We start from the raw sequence: 17689 nt of genomic DNA, 5'->3' as shown, positions 1-17689 counted from the left end.
GTATTACTCAAATTCAGGTTCTGTATAACGTGCAGTTACGACTTTTTTCCGAGTGTAGAAGTCCACGCTGTCTTTACCGTTGGCATGAAGTGTGCCATAGAAGGAAGATTTCCAGCCCGAGAACGGGAAAAATGCCATCGGAGCCGGTACGCCAAGGTTTATACCCAGCATCCCTGCATCAATATTTTCACGGAAGTAGCGAATGGAGTGAGCGTTCGTTGTGAAAAGACATGCTCCATTGGCAAATTCCGATTGATTCGCGATTTCCACAGCTTCCTTCAGGTTCTTCACCCGGATTACAGACAATACCGGAGCGAAAATTTCTTCTTTCCAGATCGTCATATCGGTTGTTACGCCTTCAAAAATGGTTGGTCCAACGAAATAGCCATCCTCAAGCAAGCGGTCACGACCGTCAATCAGCAGTTGTGCTCCTTCTTCGACGCCTTTCTCAATGTAACGGATGGTGCGCTCTTTGTTCTCTTCACGGATTACCGGACCGAGGAATACACCGTCATCCAGACCGTTACCCATTTTCACGTTTTGCGTTTTTTCCTTGAGCAAAGCAATAAACTCATCAGCGATTCCCTCTTCCACAGTAACAACCGCGCAGGCCATGCAGCGTTCTCCGGCGGAGCCGAAAGCAGCACTCACAACGTTCGTTACTGTATCTTCCAGGTTGGCATCACTCAGGACAATCGTATGGTTCTTCGCTCCTGTCAGCGCCTGCACCCGTTTCAGGTGCTCGCTGCCTTTCTTGTACACATACTCGCCGACCGGCTTGGAGCCAACAAATGAAATCGCTTTAATTTCGGGATTCTCCAGAATGCCGTTTACGACATCATGAGCTCCGTATACAATGTTGAACACACCGGCAGGTAATCCCGCTTCAGTGAACAGTTCAGCAATCTTCTCGGTAAGGAGCGGAGTACGCTCGGAAGGCTTCAAAATAAATGCATTACCCAGCGAGATCGCCATCGGAAACATCCAGCATGGTACCATCATTGGGAAGTTGAACGGCGCGATTCCGCCTACGACTCCGATTGGATAGCGATAGTTGGTTGCCTCGACATCCGTTGCAATGGTTGCCAGTGAATCACCCATCATCAGGGAAGGCGTTCCTGCGGCGAACTCGACGTTCTCAATTCCGCGCTGCACCTCGCCGAGTGCTTCCTGAAGGCTTTTGCCGTTCTCAATCGTAATCAGGCGAGCCAGTTCGTCTTTGTGCTTCAGAAGAAGCTGCTGGTAATTGAACAGAACCCGTGCGCGTCTTGGGACTGCGACTTTTTTCCATTTCTCGAACGCTTCCTTCGCAACTTGCACCGCATACTCCATATCTTCTCTCGTTGACAATGGAACTTCACAAATCAATTCTTTGGTAGCCGGGTTGTAAACGCCTTCATATTTGGTCGCCCGGCTTTCTACCCATTTACCACCAATATAGTTCTTTAATTTTCTTGCCGTTGTGTTCATTGTTGTGGACATCGTCAAGCTCCTCTCTCATGTTGAATATGATTTACTAATTGTAAGGGCAGTTCATCACTTAAACTCACTTTTTGATTATATCTTGGTTATGTTTTTATGATATCCGATAAAAAAGTAACCGTCAACCTAATTAAAAAACTAAATGTGATCATTTTTTTGATTCGATGCGTACCTATTTACAAATTATTACACCAACAAGAACAACAGTGGTATGGTGAAAATTGAAATTAAAGTTGACATCACAACATATTGTGAAGCTTCGCCACCTCTACCTCCATACGTTTCAGCAAATACAGAGTTAGAGGCACCGGAAGGCATGGCGCTGACCAAAAAGGCGATGCCCAGCAGTGTTCCTTCCTCCAGTATTGGCTTGAACATCACCAGAAGCACAACAGGGACAACAACCTGGCGCACCAGACTGAAGAGATACGCCCGCTTGCTGCGCAGCAGTGTTCCTAGCTTGCTGCCGGCGATCATTGAGCCTGTCATCATCATTGCAATCGGCACAGTCAATCCTCCAAGCGATTTGCTTGCATCAAGCAGAGGATCGGGCAGCCTGACGTTTAGAAGAAACATGCCAAATCCTACAGCGGTCGCTATAATTGCCGGATTACGCAGCAATCCTGCAAGCGACACCGTACTGGCCTTATCCGCCGAGAAAATGCGTACCCCCATGCTGAACAGTGCAACATTGAATATCGCATTGTAGGTTACGAGTAGAGCCAGCCCTCGCTCTCCGTACATCGCCTCCACAATCGGCATTCCAATAAACAAGATACTGGAGAATACGCAGCAGCCCACCCATACTTCTCGCTCCCCAGTCTTTATTCCGAGCAGCCTCGCTGACAGGCTGCCGATAGCGAGGGTTGAGAACAATATAGCCACAGCAACGATTAAGGTGATACCGATATCACGCAACATTTCTCTAGAAAAAGGAACTTGAAGACTATACAGAATGGCACTTGGCAGTGAAATGCCTAGCAACACTCTGGACAACCCCTCCATGTGGGACGTATGCAGCAACTTTAACCTGGAGGCAAGAAATCCAATCGCCATGTAAGTCAACAAGATCATATTTTCATGAATCAAAATCTCCAGCATTGTGGCAGCTCCCTCCATAAATTATAACGTAAATATCATAAGTTGATTGTAATGTTTTTGTCTATTATTAATAATGTGTTGATTATATGTTGGTATTATTTTATATTAATTATATCAATTTATTTAACAGGAGAATGCCATGAAAGCCAGACGCTTACAAGATATTGAAGAGTACGTTCACTCTCATAAAAATGTCACCCTGGATGAGCTGTGCCAAAAATTCGAAGTTTCCAAAAATACGATAAGGAGGGATATAAGCCAGATTGTTCGCAAAGGCTCTATTGAAAAAGTGTATGGAGGAGTTGCCGCTACCACAGATCCTATTCCGTTTGAAAACCGGGGAAGCAAGCATTCGTTCGAAAAAAATGGCATTTCGCATTTGGCTTCCTCTTGCATTGAGGAAAATGACCTGATCTTTATAGATTCCGGTACAACGACTTGCCATATGGCCAAATACTTTCCCACCAACATTTCTTTCACGATACTGACAAACAGTCTGGATATCATTAACGGTGCTGCTGAACTCCCCTTAGTCAATCTACTGGTTATCGGCAATACATTCAAACAAAAGACCAAATCGTTTGTTGGTATTGACGAACCTCGCATGCTGGACAAATATAATGTGAACAAAGCGTTTATGGCGGCAACAGGAGTCAGCATAACCCACGGACTTACCAACTCGGATTTACTGGAGTTCGAGATTAAGAAGATTATTGCTCAAAAGGCGGAAAAATTGATTTTGCTCGCAGACCCGAGCAAGTTCGGTAAATCAACATTACTGACCTACGCATCGCTTGAGGATGTAGACATAATTATCTCTTCTAATCCGCTTGTAAATCAGTTCCAGGCTTTTTGCAGAGCGCATAATATTGAAGTCAAAACACCCTAAATCCCACTCATTATAGGAGGAAAACAATATGCCATTATTGCGGTTTGATGTTATCGAAGGACGTAGCCCCGAGGAACTAAAAAAACTTCTGGATGCTGCTCACATTGCAATGGTTGAAGCCTTTGGCGTTCCTGTCAGAGACCGGTACCAGATCGTACACCAGCACGCTCCACACGAGATGATTATCGAAGATACCGGTCTGGGCTTTGAGCGCACCCCTGAGGTCGTTATCATTAGTGTCGTGAGCAAAGAGCGAACACCGGAACAAAAGGAGTTGCTGTACAAACTTCTGGTCGAGCGTCTAGAGCGGGAATGCGGTATTGCCCCTAGCGACGTGATGATATCCATCGTCGAGAACGGCATTGGTGACTGGAGCTTCGGATATGGACGAGCACAATTTTTAACCGGGGAACTATAGACTTTATAGATTCATAAGTCATTATTTGGTGTATGGCCTTCGTCCCTCTGACGGAGGCCATACTGTTTTCGTCAGAGCCAGTCCATTCCGTTTTTTGGACCCTTCATCGCAGCAAAGTTCGGAGGCCACCTGTTAAGACAGGCAGCCTCCGAATATTTGGTGCTATTAGATGAATGCATTAAGCTTAATATTCAATTCAGGACAGTTGAAAGTTATAGTGTCTGGAGACAACCTGCAACGTTGTTTCCTTGGCTGTTCGTATTGCTTCTTCCGCATCCAGTTCATAGTATTCCGGACGGAACAGTTCGACCGAAACGACGTGATCATAACCTTTTTCCTTAAGAGTAGCAAAAATAAAGTCAAGATCAATGGCTCCAAGCCCCGGCCATACGCGGTCTTCGTCGGTCAGGAAGCCGATCGGAAAATCTTCGGTATCGTCAATATGCACGATGAAAATTTTAGAGACATCGGACCGCAACAGGTCTTCACGCTTCGATCCCATTGCATGAAAGTGGAAACAATCCAGCACAAGGCCAACATTGTCACATGCGACTTCCTCAACAATGTCGTAAGCCTGACCGAAGGTGTTAACCGTACACTGCGGATGTCCGACGAATTCCACAGCTATTTTAATACCATAGGGCTTCGCCAGGTCCGATAGTTCTCTCAGCACCTTGACAGAGCTTGCCTTGATATCAGCATGTGTAATTTTTTTCTCGGTAACAAGGGGGACTGCAACAATATATTCCACACCTAACCGTGAGCCGATGTCCAGCATTTGGCGATATTCATCCAAAAGTGCCTGATATTCGGCCTCATCCCTGTTGTTAAAGAACACCAAGGCATTGAATGCCAGTGGCTTGATATGATTGGACTGGAAATATTGTACCAGATCGTCAATAGAATGATCCTTCAAATACTCTGGCAATTTGTCCATAGTCCGAATTTCGATATAATCATATCCGTACTTTTCACAATATTTCAGGTCATTAACGAGGTTCGAGTTGTTCAGGGTTGTTGCTTGATTAAAACATAGTTTCATCGTTCATTCTCATCCCCATCTTTTTATGATTTTGTCTGGTTTGTTAAACATAAACGCCGCTTTTTACTTCCTTAATTGTATAAGCTCGGTTTCTCTCCCATTTCAACAGGTTCCTGACGGCCGGATTCCTGAGCTCTGACACATGCGTCTGCCGTAACAGAAGCAATGTAACCATCCCATGCAGTAGGACCTTGTGGCTCACCTGACAGGCGGATAGAATCAATAAAATCTTGCAATTCACGGTCATACGCATCAAGGAAACGCTGCTTCCAGTCCATCAAAATATGTGTTCCGAGCTGAGCTTCTTTACGGAATGTGATGCTAGGCACCTCAGGCAGTTTGACAACGCCTTCCTCACCGATAACTTCGCATTGAATATCGTAGCCGTATTTGCAGTTCACGAAAATTTCTGCGTTGATCAGGATACCTCCCTGAGTTTCAAGCGTAACGACTTGCGGATCGCGCAGATGGCTGGAAGCGTGTCTTGTTTTTTTGGGATAAGCGACTTGCACCGATTTGTAATCATCATTCACCAGCCAGTGCAACACATCAATCTCATGAACGAGCGTATCTGTAACCGCCATATCCGTTGTATATTTATCATCCACTTCCGGGTTGCGGTGTGCACAGCGAATCATCAAAGGTTCACCAATGAACTTGGAGTCGATCGCTTGTTTAAGTTGCTGGTAGCCTTGATCATAACGGCGCATGAAACCAACTTGAACAAGCTTTTTTCCATGTCTGACTTCAGCCTGAACAATTTCCATACATCCTTGAGCCGTAGTTGCGAGTGGCTTCTCGCAGAATACGTATTTGCCTGCTTCGATACCTGCCATAACACTTTGCTGATGAGCAGGACCCCAGCTAGTCACCAAAATGGCATCAACGCCGCCGGATTCAATCAATGTTTTGTCATCCGGAAATACCTGTGCATTCAGCTTGTAATTATCTACAGCCGCCTTGGCTGCTTCTGCATTAACGTCAGTTACGGCAACAATTGTGGCTCCTGACAAGTTATTTGTAATTCTGCGAATATGTTCTCGACCGATTGCACCTGTTCCGATAACGCCAATTTTCAAAGTCATATTATTATTCCTCCTGATATTCTAAATTAAATATAGCGCTTTCAATTTAAGTTTTAATCGGTAGATGCTGCTTTTGCGCTATAACTATCCTGCAAACCTCTAGTATTCTTTCCGTGGTTACGAAAATTTTGCTCTAACTGTTCCAGAGACAAACCTTTGGTTTCCGGCAAGAAAATTTTTACGAACATGATCGCCAAAACGCCCAATATAACGAAAACATAAAAAGTTGTGGACAGTCCCAAGCTTCCAAGAAGTACCGGGAACAATAACCCGATGACAAAGTTAACAATCCAAAGGAAGAAGACCGTCACCCCCATCCCGAAACCACGCAAGCGAAGCGGAAAAATTTCTGATAGCATGAGCCAAGTTACAGGTGAAATTGCTCCCTGCTGAAAGGCAAGAAATGTAACGGTCAAAGCCAAAACGACGTAAGGCAGTGCGGCTGATCCATGCATTGTAGACGAAAAGATTGCAATCAACAGCAGTGCGGCAGTTGTTCCAGTCAGGCCGGTGATCAGCATCGGACGACGACCAACTTTGCCTAGTAACCAGATGCCTACAAAAGTAGCCAGAACTGAAATGACACCGTTTGCAATATTACCAATTAAAGCAGCATTTGTTGTAAAACCTGCGTCTTTCAGGATCTGAGTTCCATAGTACATAATCGAATTTACACCTGTAATCTGTTGAACAACAGCAATCCCTATTCCAAGGAACATTATACGACGAACCCATGGAGTCGCCAAATCCTTGAATCCTGCTTTCTTTACCTCTTTCTCCTGATTGACTGTTGCCTGGATCTCTGCAAGCTCTTCTGTGGCTTTCTCTTTACTGAAAATTTTGGCAAGCACAGTAAGAGCCTCGTCGTTTCTCTTCTTGCTTACAAGCCAACGTGGACTTTCAGGCACCCGAAACATTCCGATGAACAGGAATAGCGCAGGTAGGGCCGCAATAGCAAGCATATATCTCCATACATGGCTGGTATCACCGAATGCTGTACCCAAGATCGCATTGATGACAAAAGCAAACAGTTGACCACTTACAATCATCAGTTCATTCATAGTTACAATGCCTCCGCGTCGATCCGCCGGGGCAACCTCGGCCAAATAAGACGGGACTGTTACGGAAGCGCCACCAACGGCCAAGCCCAGCAAAAAGCGCGATATAATCATAATTGTCACATTCGGTGCGAGCGCACAACCAATCGTTGAAACGAAGAACACCACGGACAACAACATGATGTTCTTTCTACGTCCATTGTAGTCGGACAAGCGCCCTCCAAAAACGGCTCCCAGAGCGGCACCGAACAGCAACGAACTGGCGACAAGCCCCCCCGTAAAGGAGGTAAGATTAAGCTGGTCTTTGCCAGACATAAAAGGAAGTGCCCCGTTAATAACGCCTGTGTCATAACCGAACAGCAATCCTCCCAGTGTTGAAATCAAAATAACTTTGGTCAGAAAAGAATTTTTAGCTGCTTCGACTCTCATAAAGGCCACCTCTTTCCTGATTCAAATTCTGATCAAGGAGTTTTTCGTCAATATATTTACGTGCTATTAAAGCGTATTCAAGAGGATTAGCAATACTCGGATCTTGCTCGGCTTCAACGACAATCCAACCTGTATATCCTTCAGCTACCAACTTGCCGTACACCTGGGTAAAATCGATACCCCCATCTCCAGGTACTGTGAACATTCCGCTAAGGAAGGATTGCAAAAAGGATTTTCCTGCATTTTTGCTTTCACTCATCACCTGAAGTCTGACATCCTTGAAGTGCACATGTTTGATACGGTCAATATGCCGGTTCAATGTGGTCATATAATCACCATCCGAGACGAAGATATGGCCTGTATCATACAGCAAATGTACATGCTGCGGATCAGTTCCTGCCATAAGCCTCTCGATCTCGCTGCCTGTCTGAACACCTGTACCCATATGGTGATGATACACCAGCTTTAAGCCATACTCCTCGGCAACCTCACCCAAAAGGTTCAATCCCTGACACAATCTTTCCCATTCCTGATCCGAGAAATACGGCTTATCGGCAAACACATTTTTCTCTAAACCCTGAACACTATAAGTTTGCTCAGATACAACGATCGCACTCGCTTGAACTGTATTCAGGTAACTGCATTGCTTACGGAAAAGCCCAATCACATCTTCAATACCGTCACGAATAATAAAACTACTGAACCATTGAGCGGCAATCTTCAGCTTGCGTAGCTGAAGTTCCTTATTCAGCACGCTCGCTTCTGGAAAAAAACCGCCGACTTCAGTTCCCTGAAACCCGGCTACAACGATATCGCTAAGTAAATGCTGAAGCGTGTTTCCTGCCCCTATCTCCGGGATGTCATCATTGCGCCAACCTATGGGTGCAATCCCCCACATGATATCTTGATGTCTCATAAGCACTCTCCTTCAGATCAAAATAAATGAGGTATTGCTCAGGAATCAATTCCCTCCATTGGAATGATAATATAATGATTAACTTTTGATCATTGTGTGATTATATAGTAATATTAAAAGCGCTTTCAGTCAATGTTTTTTCTTTTATTTTCTTATTTTTTTAATTTTCTATCTAAATCCGCTCATTTATTCATTGTTTATTGTTTTTAACGATAAAGAAATGATCATATTTTGGTTATATATTATCATTTTTCGTTAATTCTCATCAATATCAATGTATATATACGCAACAGTATCTGAAAAAACATATAAAAATAGGTCCTAGATTCTGGTTTTATCGATAATATTGAAAGGAGTCGTCTTACAAAGAGCATCAAAGATTTAATAAGATTGTAGACAGAAAAAAGTGAAGGTGTCCCAAGCAATGCTTTGGGGACACCTTCACAATTAAAAATCACTTTTATAAATTATTATTTACATAGCTCACATTGTACTAATGTCAATCACGAATCTATACTTCACATCAGAAGCTAACACTCGTTTGTAGGCTTCGTCAATCTGGTCGGCCGATATTACTTCAATCTTAGGAACAATATTATGTTTTGCACAGAAATCCAACATTTCCTGTGTCTCACGGATGCCTCCTATCATTGAACCTGCAAATGAACGGCGACGTCCGATGAGAGACATCACATTTAGTGACAACGGCTCCCCAGGGGCACCGACGTTCACCAAAGTTCCATCAAGAGTGAGTAGTGCAAAATAAGCATCCATATCGATATTGGCACTTACCGTGTTAATAATCAAATCAAAGTACCCAGCAAGTTTTTCGAATGTTTCTGGTTCGCTTGTGGCATAATAGTGATCCGCGCCAAATTGCAAGCCATCATCCTTTTTCTTTAATGTTTGTGATAAAACGGTTACCTCAGCACCCATAGCATGTGCAATCTTGACAGCCATATGACCAAGACCTCCCATTCCCACAACCGCTACTTTCTTATCTGGACCAGCTCCCCAGAGGTTTAACGGCGAATAAGTCGTAATACCTGCGCAAAGTAATGGAGCAGCCACGTCAAGCTCAATATTATTTGGAATTCTTACTACAAAATCCTCAGTTACGACAATGTGAGTAGAATATCCACCTTGTGTAGGCTCGCCGTATTTGTCAACGCCAGCGTAGGTAGGGATATTTCCTTTAAGGCAGTATTGTTCCTCTCCTTTACGACAGTTCTCACATTCGCCACAGGAATCAACCATGCAGCCAACCCCTACCCGGTCACCAACTCTGTACTTTGTAACTTCAGATCCTACATCCGTGACAATCCCTGCAATCTCATGTCCAGGTACGAGAGGGTAGTTCACTGGCCCCCATTCGCCGTGAGCTGTGTGGATGTCAGAATGGCATATGCCGGCATATTTAATTTCAATCAGAACATCATGTGAATCAAGATCCCGTCGTTTAATTTCAGCCGATCGAAACGGTTTGTCTGGACCGTCTACAGCTCGTGCTTTAGCAGTTATCATAAATAGCCTCCTATAATTTATATTTTTCAAGAGAACGCAGTTGTACCAGTATAAATTGAAAATTAGCTAAAAATCGGTTGAAGTTCCCATCATTCATTTCCATTCATACTTTTTTCTCTTGTAAATCAATGTTAATCCTTATAGTTAACTCTAAGTCAAGCGACTAGTTTATATTCCTTTTGAAGATTTCCGCTCATACAGGTTCATTTCATCTATTAATATAGCCTCTATCTAGTTATATTATTTTCTTGTTAATATATTTCTGTTAGATAGAACCTGATTCTACTTTTCCTATTAAGGGGACTTTGACATTCAACAAATAACTTGATAGAATCCCCCTTATACCCTCGAGTTAACTCGAAGTCTATCCAATCAAGAATAGGAGATACATGATGAAGACATATTCTATCAGCGAAGTTGCAAAAGAATTGAATCTTACAGCATACGCCTTGCGTTACTACGACAAGGAGGGACTTATGCCTTTTGTAGAACGGACATCTAGCGGAACAAGATTATTTAAAGAATCCGATATCGACGCTTTAAAAATAATTGAATGTCTAAAATCCACCGGGATGCCAATCAAAGAAATTAAAAATTTCATTGATTGGTGTTCTGGTGGGGATTCCACATTACAACAAAGATATGACATGTTTATGGAACGAAAAGCTACTGTAGAAGCACAAATGGAAGAACTAAAAAAAACAATGGAAGTCATTGAACATAAATGCTTATATTACAAAACTGCATTGGATGCCGGAACGGAAAATATTCATAAAAACAATAAAATAGGGAGTCTCATTACTAACTAACAGAAACAGAACTAACTAACAGAAACAGACCGAACGGGAAATCCTTCAAAGATGGTAATCGATCAATTGGTAACAAAACAGTATAAGCCAAACGATTTAGTGTTTATCCAATATTCCCACTCCATATATTGATTGTGACCGATTTGTCCGATTTATACTTAAAAAAACAAACCCTCGATACAACAGCATTTGCGGTGTACCAAGGGTTCAGATTGTCTCACACATGTATTGTAAACCTGTCTCGGTTATTACTTAAAGCAGTCTCATTTATAATGGTTACTCACAACACTTAAAAAAATCTAAATTTTATAGGCCTTCATAGCCTTTCTTAGCTCTTTGAAAGTAGGGCGTTTCCCGTACATTAAGACGCCTGTCCGATAAATCTTGGCGGCCAGCCAGCCGAAGAACAGGATGGAGGCGACCAGAATGGCAAGTGACAGCCATATTTCCAGCAGGCTTGCCCGTTCCAAACCAATGCGCAGCAGCATGACGGTCGGAGAAAAGAATGGAATGTATCCAGCGACCTTGACGAACATCGTGTCAGGTGCAGCGATATTGAAGATACCGATATAAAAGGCCGCCAAGGACAGTACGGTAATCGGCATGATCGCCTGTCCCAGTTCCTCCGTGCGGCTAACGATGGAGCCGACAGCCGCGAACAATACGGCGTACAGAAAGTAGCCCAGGATGTAAAAAATCAAGCCATAGCTGAGCACCGCAGTGTTCAACTGTGACAGGTCCAGCCCGGCTGAGCTGAGGATGGCACCGTTATGCGGCAGCATCAGGTTGGCACATATAACGATGGCGAAAACAGCGATCTGCATCAATCCGACCAGAAAGATACCGATAATTTTCCCGAACATCTGGGTCAACGGCGATACGCTCGTGATGAGAATCTCCATAATACGCGAGCTTTTTTCCGAAGTCACCTCCGAAGCAATCATATTGCCCGTCATCATCGATGAGGTGAAGAACAGGATCATCAGTATATAGACCAAGCCATAGTTAATCATAGAGGCCGCTTTATCCTTTGTCCCCACAGCTCCCCCTGCCTCAGACGGACTGTCCACTTTCCTGCTATCCACGACTACAGGCGTGCTAACTTCACGAACTTGAGCACTGGTCAACGTATTGTCGCCAATGATGGCTTGAACCTTTGCTGCCTGTAATCCCGTTTGCAGCAATGTAATGACAGCCGGGGATGGTTCTTTTTGTACAGATACGTACTCCACTTGGGGAAACGCTTCTCCCTTGGCGGCAGGCTCCTTGAGCTCCACATAACCCTGCAGTTTCCCGTCCTTCAAGGCTTGCTGCATGGCTGAAGTCTGTGCGTTGTCATAACGCACCCAAGTGGCTACCGGATTGGACTGTTCCTTGGTGAATTTCTCCAATTGATCGGCAACCTCTGTTCGGCTGCCAGCAATCAGTGCCAGACGATGTTGCTCGGCTGCTGTTTTCCCGAAGACGCCTGCAACACCTGCCCCTTCTCCTTTAAACAAAGAAATCAAATACGGCAGGTTCATGCCCAGGGTAATGAGCAAGGCCAATATCAGCGTCGTAATGATAAAAGATTTGGTTTTCGCCTTCTGACGAAACGTAAAACCGATCACCGTACCCAGTCTATTCATGAGAATCGCCCACCTCTCGGATGAAAATTTCGTTCAGTGTAGGTTCTTTGATCTCAAAATGCTCCACATCTGTTTGCCCCAGGGCCGTTTGCAAAATCAACTTTGCCGCATCCGACTGCTCAATATGCAGCAGCCAGCCGCGGTCCATAGTCTCTACACGACGCACACCGGGCAATTGCTCCAGTCCGTTCACTTCACCTGTGGTGATGAGCCGAACTTTTTCACGCGGGTAGCGGTTCTTGATTTCCTGCACACTTCCTTGCACAACTGTATTCGAACGATGCAAAATCGTAATATGGCGGCACAGTTCTTCCACATGCTCCATGCGGTGGGTCGAGAATAAAATCGCAGCCCCATCGTCCCGCAGCTCCTTCACTGTCTCCTTAAGCAGCTCGACGTTCACAGGATCAAGCCCGCTGAAGGCCTCGTCCAATATAAGCAACGTGGGGCGATGCACGACGGCTGCAATAAAGCCCATTTTCTGCTGGTTCCCTTTGGATAGCTCTTCAATCCGTTTATCGTAATATTCCGGTACGCCAAAGCGCTCCAGCCAGTAGCGCAGGCTTTGGTCCGCCTCCTTGGCCGACATGCCGCGCAGCCTGCCCAAATAGTTTATTTGCTCGCTCACCTTCACCTTGGGGTATAGCCCTCGCTCCTCGGGCAAATAGCCCATTGTCCGCTGAAGCTCCTTGCTATACGGCTTGCCCTCATATTGAATGCTTCCCCCGTCAGGGTAAATCAAGCCGAGCACCATTCGCATGGTTGTCGTTTTACCTGCACCATTACCTCCCAGCAGTCCGTAAATCTCCCCGCCGTTCACATTCAGCGAAATTCCGTTTACCGCCGTATAATTTCCATACTGCTTCACGACCTTTTCCAATTGCAGCATACTCATGAATGCTCATCTCCTTTCTTCTGCGCGAAAGTCCCTTCATTGCCTGGTAATTGTCCCGCAGCCCAATGTATTAAAATATCATCCAGTTCCAGACGCCGCACACGGATGGGACGAATACCTGCTTGCTCCAAAATGGCGCTGGCTTCTATTGCCTCCAACGTTACAATTCGCTGCAATCTTCCTTCGCTCTCTGTCTCTATAACCCCCGGAAGCTCCGATGCTTCCTCCGGCGTGCCCTCAAACCACATTTCCTTGCTATTTTCGAGCAGATAATCCTTTTCCAGCTTGCCGAGCAGCCTGCCTTCATGCATCAGGACAATATAATCTGCCAAGCGTTTGATTTCATCTATGATATGAGTGGCGATAATGACCGTCGTTTTGCCGTTTTCCATACAATCCCGCAGTTCCTCCAGCATAATCTTCCATGCAAAAGGGTCCAGACCCGACGAAGGCTCATCCAGCAGCAATAAACGAGGATGAGGCGCCAAGGCAGCAGCCAGCTCAAACTTACGCCGCTCTCCTTTGGACATACGCGATAATTTGGTATGCGTAGGAACCTGAAATCGTTTCATCATACGCTGAAAACGCGTTTCATCCCAGCCCGGATACCACATCGCTCGAAAAGCGGCCGCGGCTTCCGCCGTGAGACGATCTTCCTCGCGGGTCGGATGCTCTGGCACATATCCGACCCATTGCCGCGTATCTACAGGCATGCCTTCCGGATACGCTTGACCGAACCATCGAATTTCACCGGAATCCGGGTGAACAAGCTGGGTCAGTAAATGAATCAATGTACTTTTTCCTGATCCGTTATGTCCGGCCAAAGCAACCACGTATCCCGGATCAATGGTCAGATTAATCGGTCCAATCTGACGGTCTCTCCGGGTTTTATAGACCTGGTTCATCTCAATAATCGGTGCTTTCACCTGTATTTCCATCGGTGTTCCCACTGATACCTCCACACGGTTGTTTACATGGATTTTCACGGGCGTCACTCCTTTGCTTGGGCTTCATACCTTTTCTTCACCATCTCTGCGAAAAGCTCCAACAATTCCTGTTCTGTCATCTGTACAGCGATGCCCGTAGCAATCGCTGTGTCCAGTGCCTCGGTCACCGCTTTGAGTCGGTAGCCTGAACGCATATCTTCCTCGACCAGCGCGACGAAGGTTCCCGTTCCCTGGCGGGTACGAAGCAAGCCCTCGTTCTCCAAATCCTGATAGACCCGCCGGACGGTGATCACGCTGCAACGGAGCGTCCCTGCAAACTCCCGAATGGAGGGAAGCAGCGTTCCCGCTGCAATCTGTCCGGTTACGATGAGTGAACGAAGCTGCTTTTCAATCTGCGCATACAGCGGTTCAGCGCTATTCTCATCAATTTGCACCGGTATATTCACCTGCGTCTCTCCCCTCTCTGTATCCTCCTACACATGCAGCTATGCCAGATCACGCTTGATAAGCCTGCGCAGTGTCATTCGATAGGATACAAAAATTCCAAAAACTCCTGCCGCCAGCGCTCCCCACATCACGGGGGACAATAGCTGCCATTCCTTGCTGTAAAATGCCGTTATGGATACCAGATTAGCTCCATATATTCGAACCATAATCGAAATCATTCCGCAAATCAGCATGATGACAAGGGATAGCCAAAAGTAGGCTTTTCCCCTTTTAAGAAATTCCAAATACATATAGATGGCTTGAATCAGCATCCCGTAGCCTATCCAGGTCAGAGCAAACGATACAAAGAAACCCGGACCGGCATATGCCCGAAGCGTCCCTGACAGCGTAAATAGAAGAATAAAAAATATCACACTGTTCCCGATAAACGCGAAAATCGCTTGTTGAATTCGACTCATAATGACCGCGCTCACCGGGATAGGCAATGTGCGAAGGAAAGCCAGCATATGTGTATAGGAGTCTTCCTGCAAATATTTAAATGTACGACGGTTATAAATGAATCCAAGAAACGGCGTCAGCACCAGCACGACAAAATCAGCTGCCGGATTTAAAGCTCCACTCTCACCCAACTCCATACTTACAACAAAGCTCATGGTAAAACCCAGATACATAATAAAAAGTAACGTCCACAATAGTGCATATGGATTATTGCGAAAATCCTGACGGGTGATTGCCCATGCCTGCTTCATGATTTTCATTTTCTCATCCTGATCCCTTCTTGCACCGTCTGTAATGACAAACTCAGCCTCTCATGTCTCCTGAGGATCATCACATTGATCAGTGTTATTACTGTATATATCTTTATATACAGTATATAAACCTTAAAGCACACCTGTCAATACTGAAAATGAAACTGTGCGTACAATCACAAGGACTCGCCCGAACCTATGCTACTCTGTAACTGATAAACGTTCTCACTAAGGGGATGAGTCAAATGGATAAGATACTGCATTGGGATGAGCCGATATTTAACCTTGTTAATCGGTATCCCGAAGTGCAGAGCATTATGGTAGAGCTAGGTTTTCACGATATCGCCAAGCCTGGCATGCTGCAGACCGCGGGACGTTTTATGACATTGTCCAAAGGAATTACATTGAAAAAAATGAGTATGGAGACCGTGCAGCAGACGTTTTTGCAACATGGTTTTACCATTCAAAAATAAAGGAGCTACAGATCATGAGCGAGCTAATTAACAACCGTGAACATACACCACAGGAATTAACGGAACGTCAACGAATCCTGAAGGAAATTATAAAAGAATTACATGCCGGAAAAAGCGTGGAGGAAGTTAAAGCGCGCTTCGCTGAGGCCGTAGGCGGAGTAAGTGTGGCAGAAATTTCAGCCATGGAGCATGCATTGATGACCGAGGAGGGAATCCCCGTGTCGGAAGTTCAACGTCTCTGTTCTGTGCATACGTCGATATTCAAGGGCTCTATTGAGGATATTCACCGCCCTTCAGGACCGGAGGAACAGCCGGGGCATCCTGTCCACACATTTAAACTGGAAAACCGCGAGATCGAACGGCTGGTCAACTTCAAGCTGTCATTGCACGCAGACCAATTTCAAAAGGACGACAGCCCCAAGATTATTTACAAGCTGCTGGAGGATTTAAGTCTCCTGATGGATCTCGACAAGCACTATAGCCGTAAAGAAAATCTGGTCTTTCCTTATCTGGAGCGCTACGGCATATTCGGTCCTACCAAAGTGATGTGGGGAGTGGACGACGGCATCCGTAATGCGATCAAGGAGGCCAAGAATCTGCTCACCCAATATAACGGAGATCGTGAGCTGATCGGAAAGGCACTTGCCCATATCATAAGCGAAGTTAACGAAATGATATTCAAGGAAGAGAATATTTTACTGCCGATGGCACTTGGCAAGCTAACTGAGGATGAATGGCTGAAAATAGCTCGGGAAAGCGCGGAAATCGGGTTCTGTCTGACCGCTCCCGAACGGGAATGGATACCCGCGCGGGCAGAGGAGCCTGTAGAAGCGCTTGAGCAAAAGGAAGATGCATCAGGAACGCCGCAAGGCTTCGTGCGATTCGAGACGGGGATTCTATCCGTGCAACAATTGGAACTGCTGATGAACCACCTCCCCGTTGATTTGACCTTTATCGATGAAAATGATATTGTTCGCTATTTCTCTCATGGCAAAGAACGGATCTTTGCCCGCACAAAAGCCGTCATTGGTCGTACCGTACAAAATTGCCACCCGCCGCAAAGCATGCATGTCGTTGAGAAGCTGCTGGAGGATTTTAAGGCCGGCCGCAAGGATGTTGAAGACTTTTGGATTCCGATCAAGGACAAATTTGTCTACATCCGTTATTTTGCCATTCGTGATGCCGAAGGCCGCTATCTGGGAACACTGGAATTCACGCAAAATATCGCGCCTATTCGTGCTCTTGAAGGACAAAAGCGGATTCTATCGGAATAGTTTCCCAGCCGTAGGCTAACATATTCAGGTTTTTGCCACCTATATGAATAAGATGCTGTTCTACTACCAGCTTGGCCCCCAGCCTTTCATAAAATGTACATGCTGGATTATCCGCTAACACCCACACGATCGCGGAGTGAATCTGCATACTGCTGAAATGCTGTAGTAGACGCATCAATAAGCCCCTCCCCAATCCCAAACTATGGTATTCTTTTAGAACATAAATAGCCGTTATTTCCCCCCCATACGGGGGGTATTCTCCTGACTTTTCCGGACCTCCACTTACAAATCCGATGATTTCCCCCTTCTCATTTTCCGCTACAAATACCAGACGACCATCTTCACTGCAAAGATTCGCATTCCACAGCTCTGTTCTCTGCCCATAGGAAAGCTGTTCCAGAACCTCGTCAGGCATTATATTTTTGTATGTCGTTCTCCAGCAATCCACATGCACCTTGGCGATATCCGTGGCATCTGTTATCGTCGCTTCCCTGATCATCATTTGATTCCCACTCCTATTTCC

General features: G+C 45.4%; 18 protein-coding genes. 5 read left to right on the top strand and 13 right to left on the bottom strand.

Annotated elements, in window-relative coordinates:
- Nucleotides 1–3 precede the first annotated feature (3 nt).
- Nucleotides 4–1470, bottom strand: a complete 1467-nt coding sequence (gene iolA / locus BAZ21_RS19625; protein WP_176718180.1) for a methylmalonate-semialdehyde dehydrogenase — start codon at nucleotides 1468–1470, stop codon at nucleotides 4–6.
- 198 nt (nucleotides 1471–1668) lie between these two features.
- Entirely contained in the window at nucleotides 1669–2583 is a 915-nt protein-coding gene (locus tag BAZ21_RS19620) for an AEC family transporter (protein ID WP_068504303.1), read from the bottom strand.
- A 139-nt stretch (nucleotides 2584–2722) separates the two neighbouring features.
- Between BAZ21_RS19620 and BAZ21_RS19615 the strand changes: the two genes are divergently transcribed.
- Nucleotides 2723–3472, top strand: coding sequence for a DeoR/GlpR family DNA-binding transcription regulator (locus tag BAZ21_RS19615; protein WP_068504301.1), 750 nt, complete (start codon nucleotides 2723–2725; stop codon nucleotides 3470–3472).
- Nucleotides 3473–3500: 28 nt separating this feature from the next.
- Entirely contained in the window at nucleotides 3501–3890 is a 390-nt protein-coding gene (locus BAZ21_RS19610) for a tautomerase family protein (RefSeq protein ID WP_068504298.1), read from the top strand.
- Between the two features lie 196 nt (nucleotides 3891–4086).
- Here BAZ21_RS19610 and iolI read toward each other — a convergent pair whose 3' ends face one another.
- From iolI to BAZ21_RS19585, 5 genes are all read right to left on the bottom strand, one after another.
- Nucleotides 4087–4932, bottom strand: a complete 846-nt coding sequence (gene iolI / locus BAZ21_RS19605) for a 2-keto-myo-inositol isomerase (RefSeq protein WP_068504296.1) — start codon at nucleotides 4930–4932, stop codon at nucleotides 4087–4089.
- Between the two features lie 71 nt (nucleotides 4933–5003).
- Nucleotides 5004–6017: a Gfo/Idh/MocA family protein gene (locus BAZ21_RS19600; RefSeq protein ID WP_068504294.1), complete on the bottom strand. Its 1014-nt coding sequence runs from the start codon at nucleotides 6015–6017 to the stop codon at nucleotides 5004–5006.
- 53 nt (nucleotides 6018–6070) lie between these two features.
- Nucleotides 6071–7504 (bottom strand): sugar porter family MFS transporter, encoded by a 1434-nt coding sequence (locus BAZ21_RS19595; RefSeq protein WP_068504289.1) that lies wholly within the window; start codon nucleotides 7502–7504, stop codon nucleotides 6071–6073.
- Nucleotides 7485–8420, bottom strand: a complete 936-nt coding sequence (gene iolE, locus BAZ21_RS19590) for a myo-inosose-2 dehydratase (RefSeq protein WP_068504287.1) — start codon at nucleotides 8418–8420, stop codon at nucleotides 7485–7487. The genes BAZ21_RS19595 and iolE overlap by 20 nt, the downstream gene beginning before the upstream one ends.
- A 483-nt stretch (nucleotides 8421–8903) precedes the next feature.
- Nucleotides 8904–9944, bottom strand: a complete 1041-nt coding sequence (locus BAZ21_RS19585; RefSeq protein WP_068504285.1) for an NAD(P)-dependent alcohol dehydrogenase — start codon at nucleotides 9942–9944, stop codon at nucleotides 8904–8906.
- 392 nt (nucleotides 9945–10336) lie between these two features.
- Between BAZ21_RS19585 and BAZ21_RS19580 the strand changes: the two genes are divergently transcribed.
- Complete coding sequence (locus BAZ21_RS19580; RefSeq protein ID WP_068504283.1) at nucleotides 10337–10753, top strand: MerR family transcriptional regulator; 417 nt, start codon at nucleotides 10337–10339, stop codon at nucleotides 10751–10753.
- Nucleotides 10754–11052: 299 nt separating this feature from the next.
- On the opposite strand, the gene BAZ21_RS19575 is transcribed toward BAZ21_RS19580, so the two are convergent.
- The 5 genes from BAZ21_RS19575 to BAZ21_RS19555 are packed head-to-tail and all read right to left on the bottom strand — an operon-like array spanning nucleotide 11053 to nucleotide 15428.
- Nucleotides 11053–12381, bottom strand: a complete 1329-nt coding sequence (locus BAZ21_RS19575) for an ABC transporter permease (RefSeq protein ID WP_068504281.1) — start codon at nucleotides 12379–12381, stop codon at nucleotides 11053–11055.
- Nucleotides 12374–13276: an ABC transporter ATP-binding protein gene (locus BAZ21_RS19570; protein WP_068504278.1), complete on the bottom strand. Its 903-nt coding sequence runs from the start codon at nucleotides 13274–13276 to the stop codon at nucleotides 12374–12376. The genes BAZ21_RS19575 and BAZ21_RS19570 overlap by 8 nt, the downstream gene beginning before the upstream one ends.
- A complete protein-coding gene (locus BAZ21_RS19565; RefSeq protein WP_084011760.1) occupies nucleotides 13273–14214 on the bottom strand; it encodes an ATP-binding cassette domain-containing protein in 942 nt (313 codons plus the stop codon). Before BAZ21_RS19565 ends, BAZ21_RS19570 begins: the two co-directional genes overlap by 4 nt.
- Nucleotides 14215–14267: 53 nt before the next feature.
- Nucleotides 14268–14669, bottom strand: a complete 402-nt coding sequence (locus BAZ21_RS19560) for a GntR family transcriptional regulator (RefSeq protein ID WP_068504276.1) — start codon at nucleotides 14667–14669, stop codon at nucleotides 14268–14270.
- 39 nt (nucleotides 14670–14708) lie between these two features.
- Nucleotides 14709–15428, bottom strand: coding sequence for a hypothetical protein (locus BAZ21_RS19555; protein ID WP_068504273.1), 720 nt, complete (start codon nucleotides 15426–15428; stop codon nucleotides 14709–14711).
- Nucleotides 15429–15664: 236 nt separating this feature from the next.
- Between BAZ21_RS19555 and BAZ21_RS19550 the strand changes: the two genes are divergently transcribed.
- Entirely contained in the window at nucleotides 15665–15892 is a 228-nt protein-coding gene (locus tag BAZ21_RS19550) for a DUF1858 domain-containing protein (protein WP_068504271.1), read from the top strand.
- 14 nt (nucleotides 15893–15906) lie between these two features.
- The gene (locus BAZ21_RS19545; RefSeq protein WP_068504269.1) at nucleotides 15907–17166 is read left to right on the top strand and encodes a DUF438 domain-containing protein; all 1260 of its coding nucleotides are present in this window, start codon (nucleotides 15907–15909) and stop codon (nucleotides 17164–17166) included.
- Here the strand turns inward: BAZ21_RS19545 and BAZ21_RS19540 are convergent.
- Nucleotides 17123–17668 carry a GNAT family N-acetyltransferase gene (locus tag BAZ21_RS19540; protein ID WP_068504267.1) on the bottom strand — a complete coding sequence of 182 codons (546 nt, stop codon included), beginning with the start codon at nucleotides 17666–17668 and terminating at the stop codon, nucleotides 17123–17125. The genes BAZ21_RS19545 and BAZ21_RS19540 overlap by 44 nt on opposite strands.
- Nucleotides 17669–17689: the final 21 nt, after the last annotated feature.

The organism is Paenibacillus kribbensis (assembly GCF_001705305.1).
Lineage (GTDB): Bacteria > Bacillota > Bacilli > Paenibacillales > Paenibacillaceae > Paenibacillus > Paenibacillus kribbensis_B.
Note: the sequence above shows the minus strand (reverse complement) of the source record. Positions and strands in the feature narration are given on the sequence as shown.

Excerpts from the sequence above, each read along its gene's own strand:
- BAZ21_RS19555 (WP_068504273.1), bottom strand. The coding sequence starts at position 15,428 with ATGAAAATCATGAAGCAGGCATGGGCAATCACCCGTCAGGATTTTCGC.
- BAZ21_RS19600 (WP_068504294.1), bottom strand. The coding sequence starts at position 6,017 with ATGACTTTGAAAATTGGCGTTATCGGAACAGGTGCAATCGGTCGAGAA.
- BAZ21_RS19565 (WP_084011760.1), bottom strand. The coding sequence starts at position 14,214 with ATGGAAATACAGGTGAAAGCACCGATTATTGAGATGAACCAGGTCTAT.
- iolE (WP_068504287.1), bottom strand. The coding sequence starts at position 8,420 with ATGAGACATCAAGATATCATGTGGGGGATTGCACCCATAGGTTGGCGC.
- BAZ21_RS19570 (WP_068504278.1), bottom strand. The coding sequence starts at position 13,276 with ATGAGTATGCTGCAATTGGAAAAGGTCGTGAAGCAGTATGGAAATTAT.
- BAZ21_RS19595 (WP_068504289.1), bottom strand. The coding sequence starts at position 7,504 with ATGAGAGTCGAAGCAGCTAAAAATTCTTTTCTGACCAAAGTTATTTTG.
- BAZ21_RS19610 (WP_068504298.1), top strand. The coding sequence starts at position 3,501 with ATGCCATTATTGCGGTTTGATGTTATCGAAGGACGTAGCCCCGAGGAA.
- BAZ21_RS19550 (WP_068504271.1), top strand. The coding sequence starts at position 15,665 with ATGGATAAGATACTGCATTGGGATGAGCCGATATTTAACCTTGTTAAT.
- BAZ21_RS19615 (WP_068504301.1), top strand. The coding sequence starts at position 2,723 with ATGAAAGCCAGACGCTTACAAGATATTGAAGAGTACGTTCACTCTCAT.
- iolI (WP_068504296.1), bottom strand. The coding sequence starts at position 4,932 with ATGAAACTATGTTTTAATCAAGCAACAACCCTGAACAACTCGAACCTC.
- BAZ21_RS19585 (WP_068504285.1), bottom strand. The coding sequence starts at position 9,944 with ATGATAACTGCTAAAGCACGAGCTGTAGACGGTCCAGACAAACCGTTT.
- iolA (WP_176718180.1), bottom strand. The coding sequence starts at position 1,470 with ATGAACACAACGGCAAGAAAATTAAAGAACTATATTGGTGGTAAATGG.
- BAZ21_RS19545 (WP_068504269.1), top strand. The coding sequence starts at position 15,907 with ATGAGCGAGCTAATTAACAACCGTGAACATACACCACAGGAATTAACG.
- BAZ21_RS19620 (WP_068504303.1), bottom strand. The coding sequence starts at position 2,583 with ATGCTGGAGATTTTGATTCATGAAAATATGATCTTGTTGACTTACATG.
- BAZ21_RS19580 (WP_068504283.1), top strand. The coding sequence starts at position 10,337 with ATGAAGACATATTCTATCAGCGAAGTTGCAAAAGAATTGAATCTTACA.
- BAZ21_RS19540 (WP_068504267.1), bottom strand. The coding sequence starts at position 17,668 with ATGATGATCAGGGAAGCGACGATAACAGATGCCACGGATATCGCCAAG.
- BAZ21_RS19575 (WP_068504281.1), bottom strand. The coding sequence starts at position 12,381 with ATGAATAGACTGGGTACGGTGATCGGTTTTACGTTTCGTCAGAAGGCG.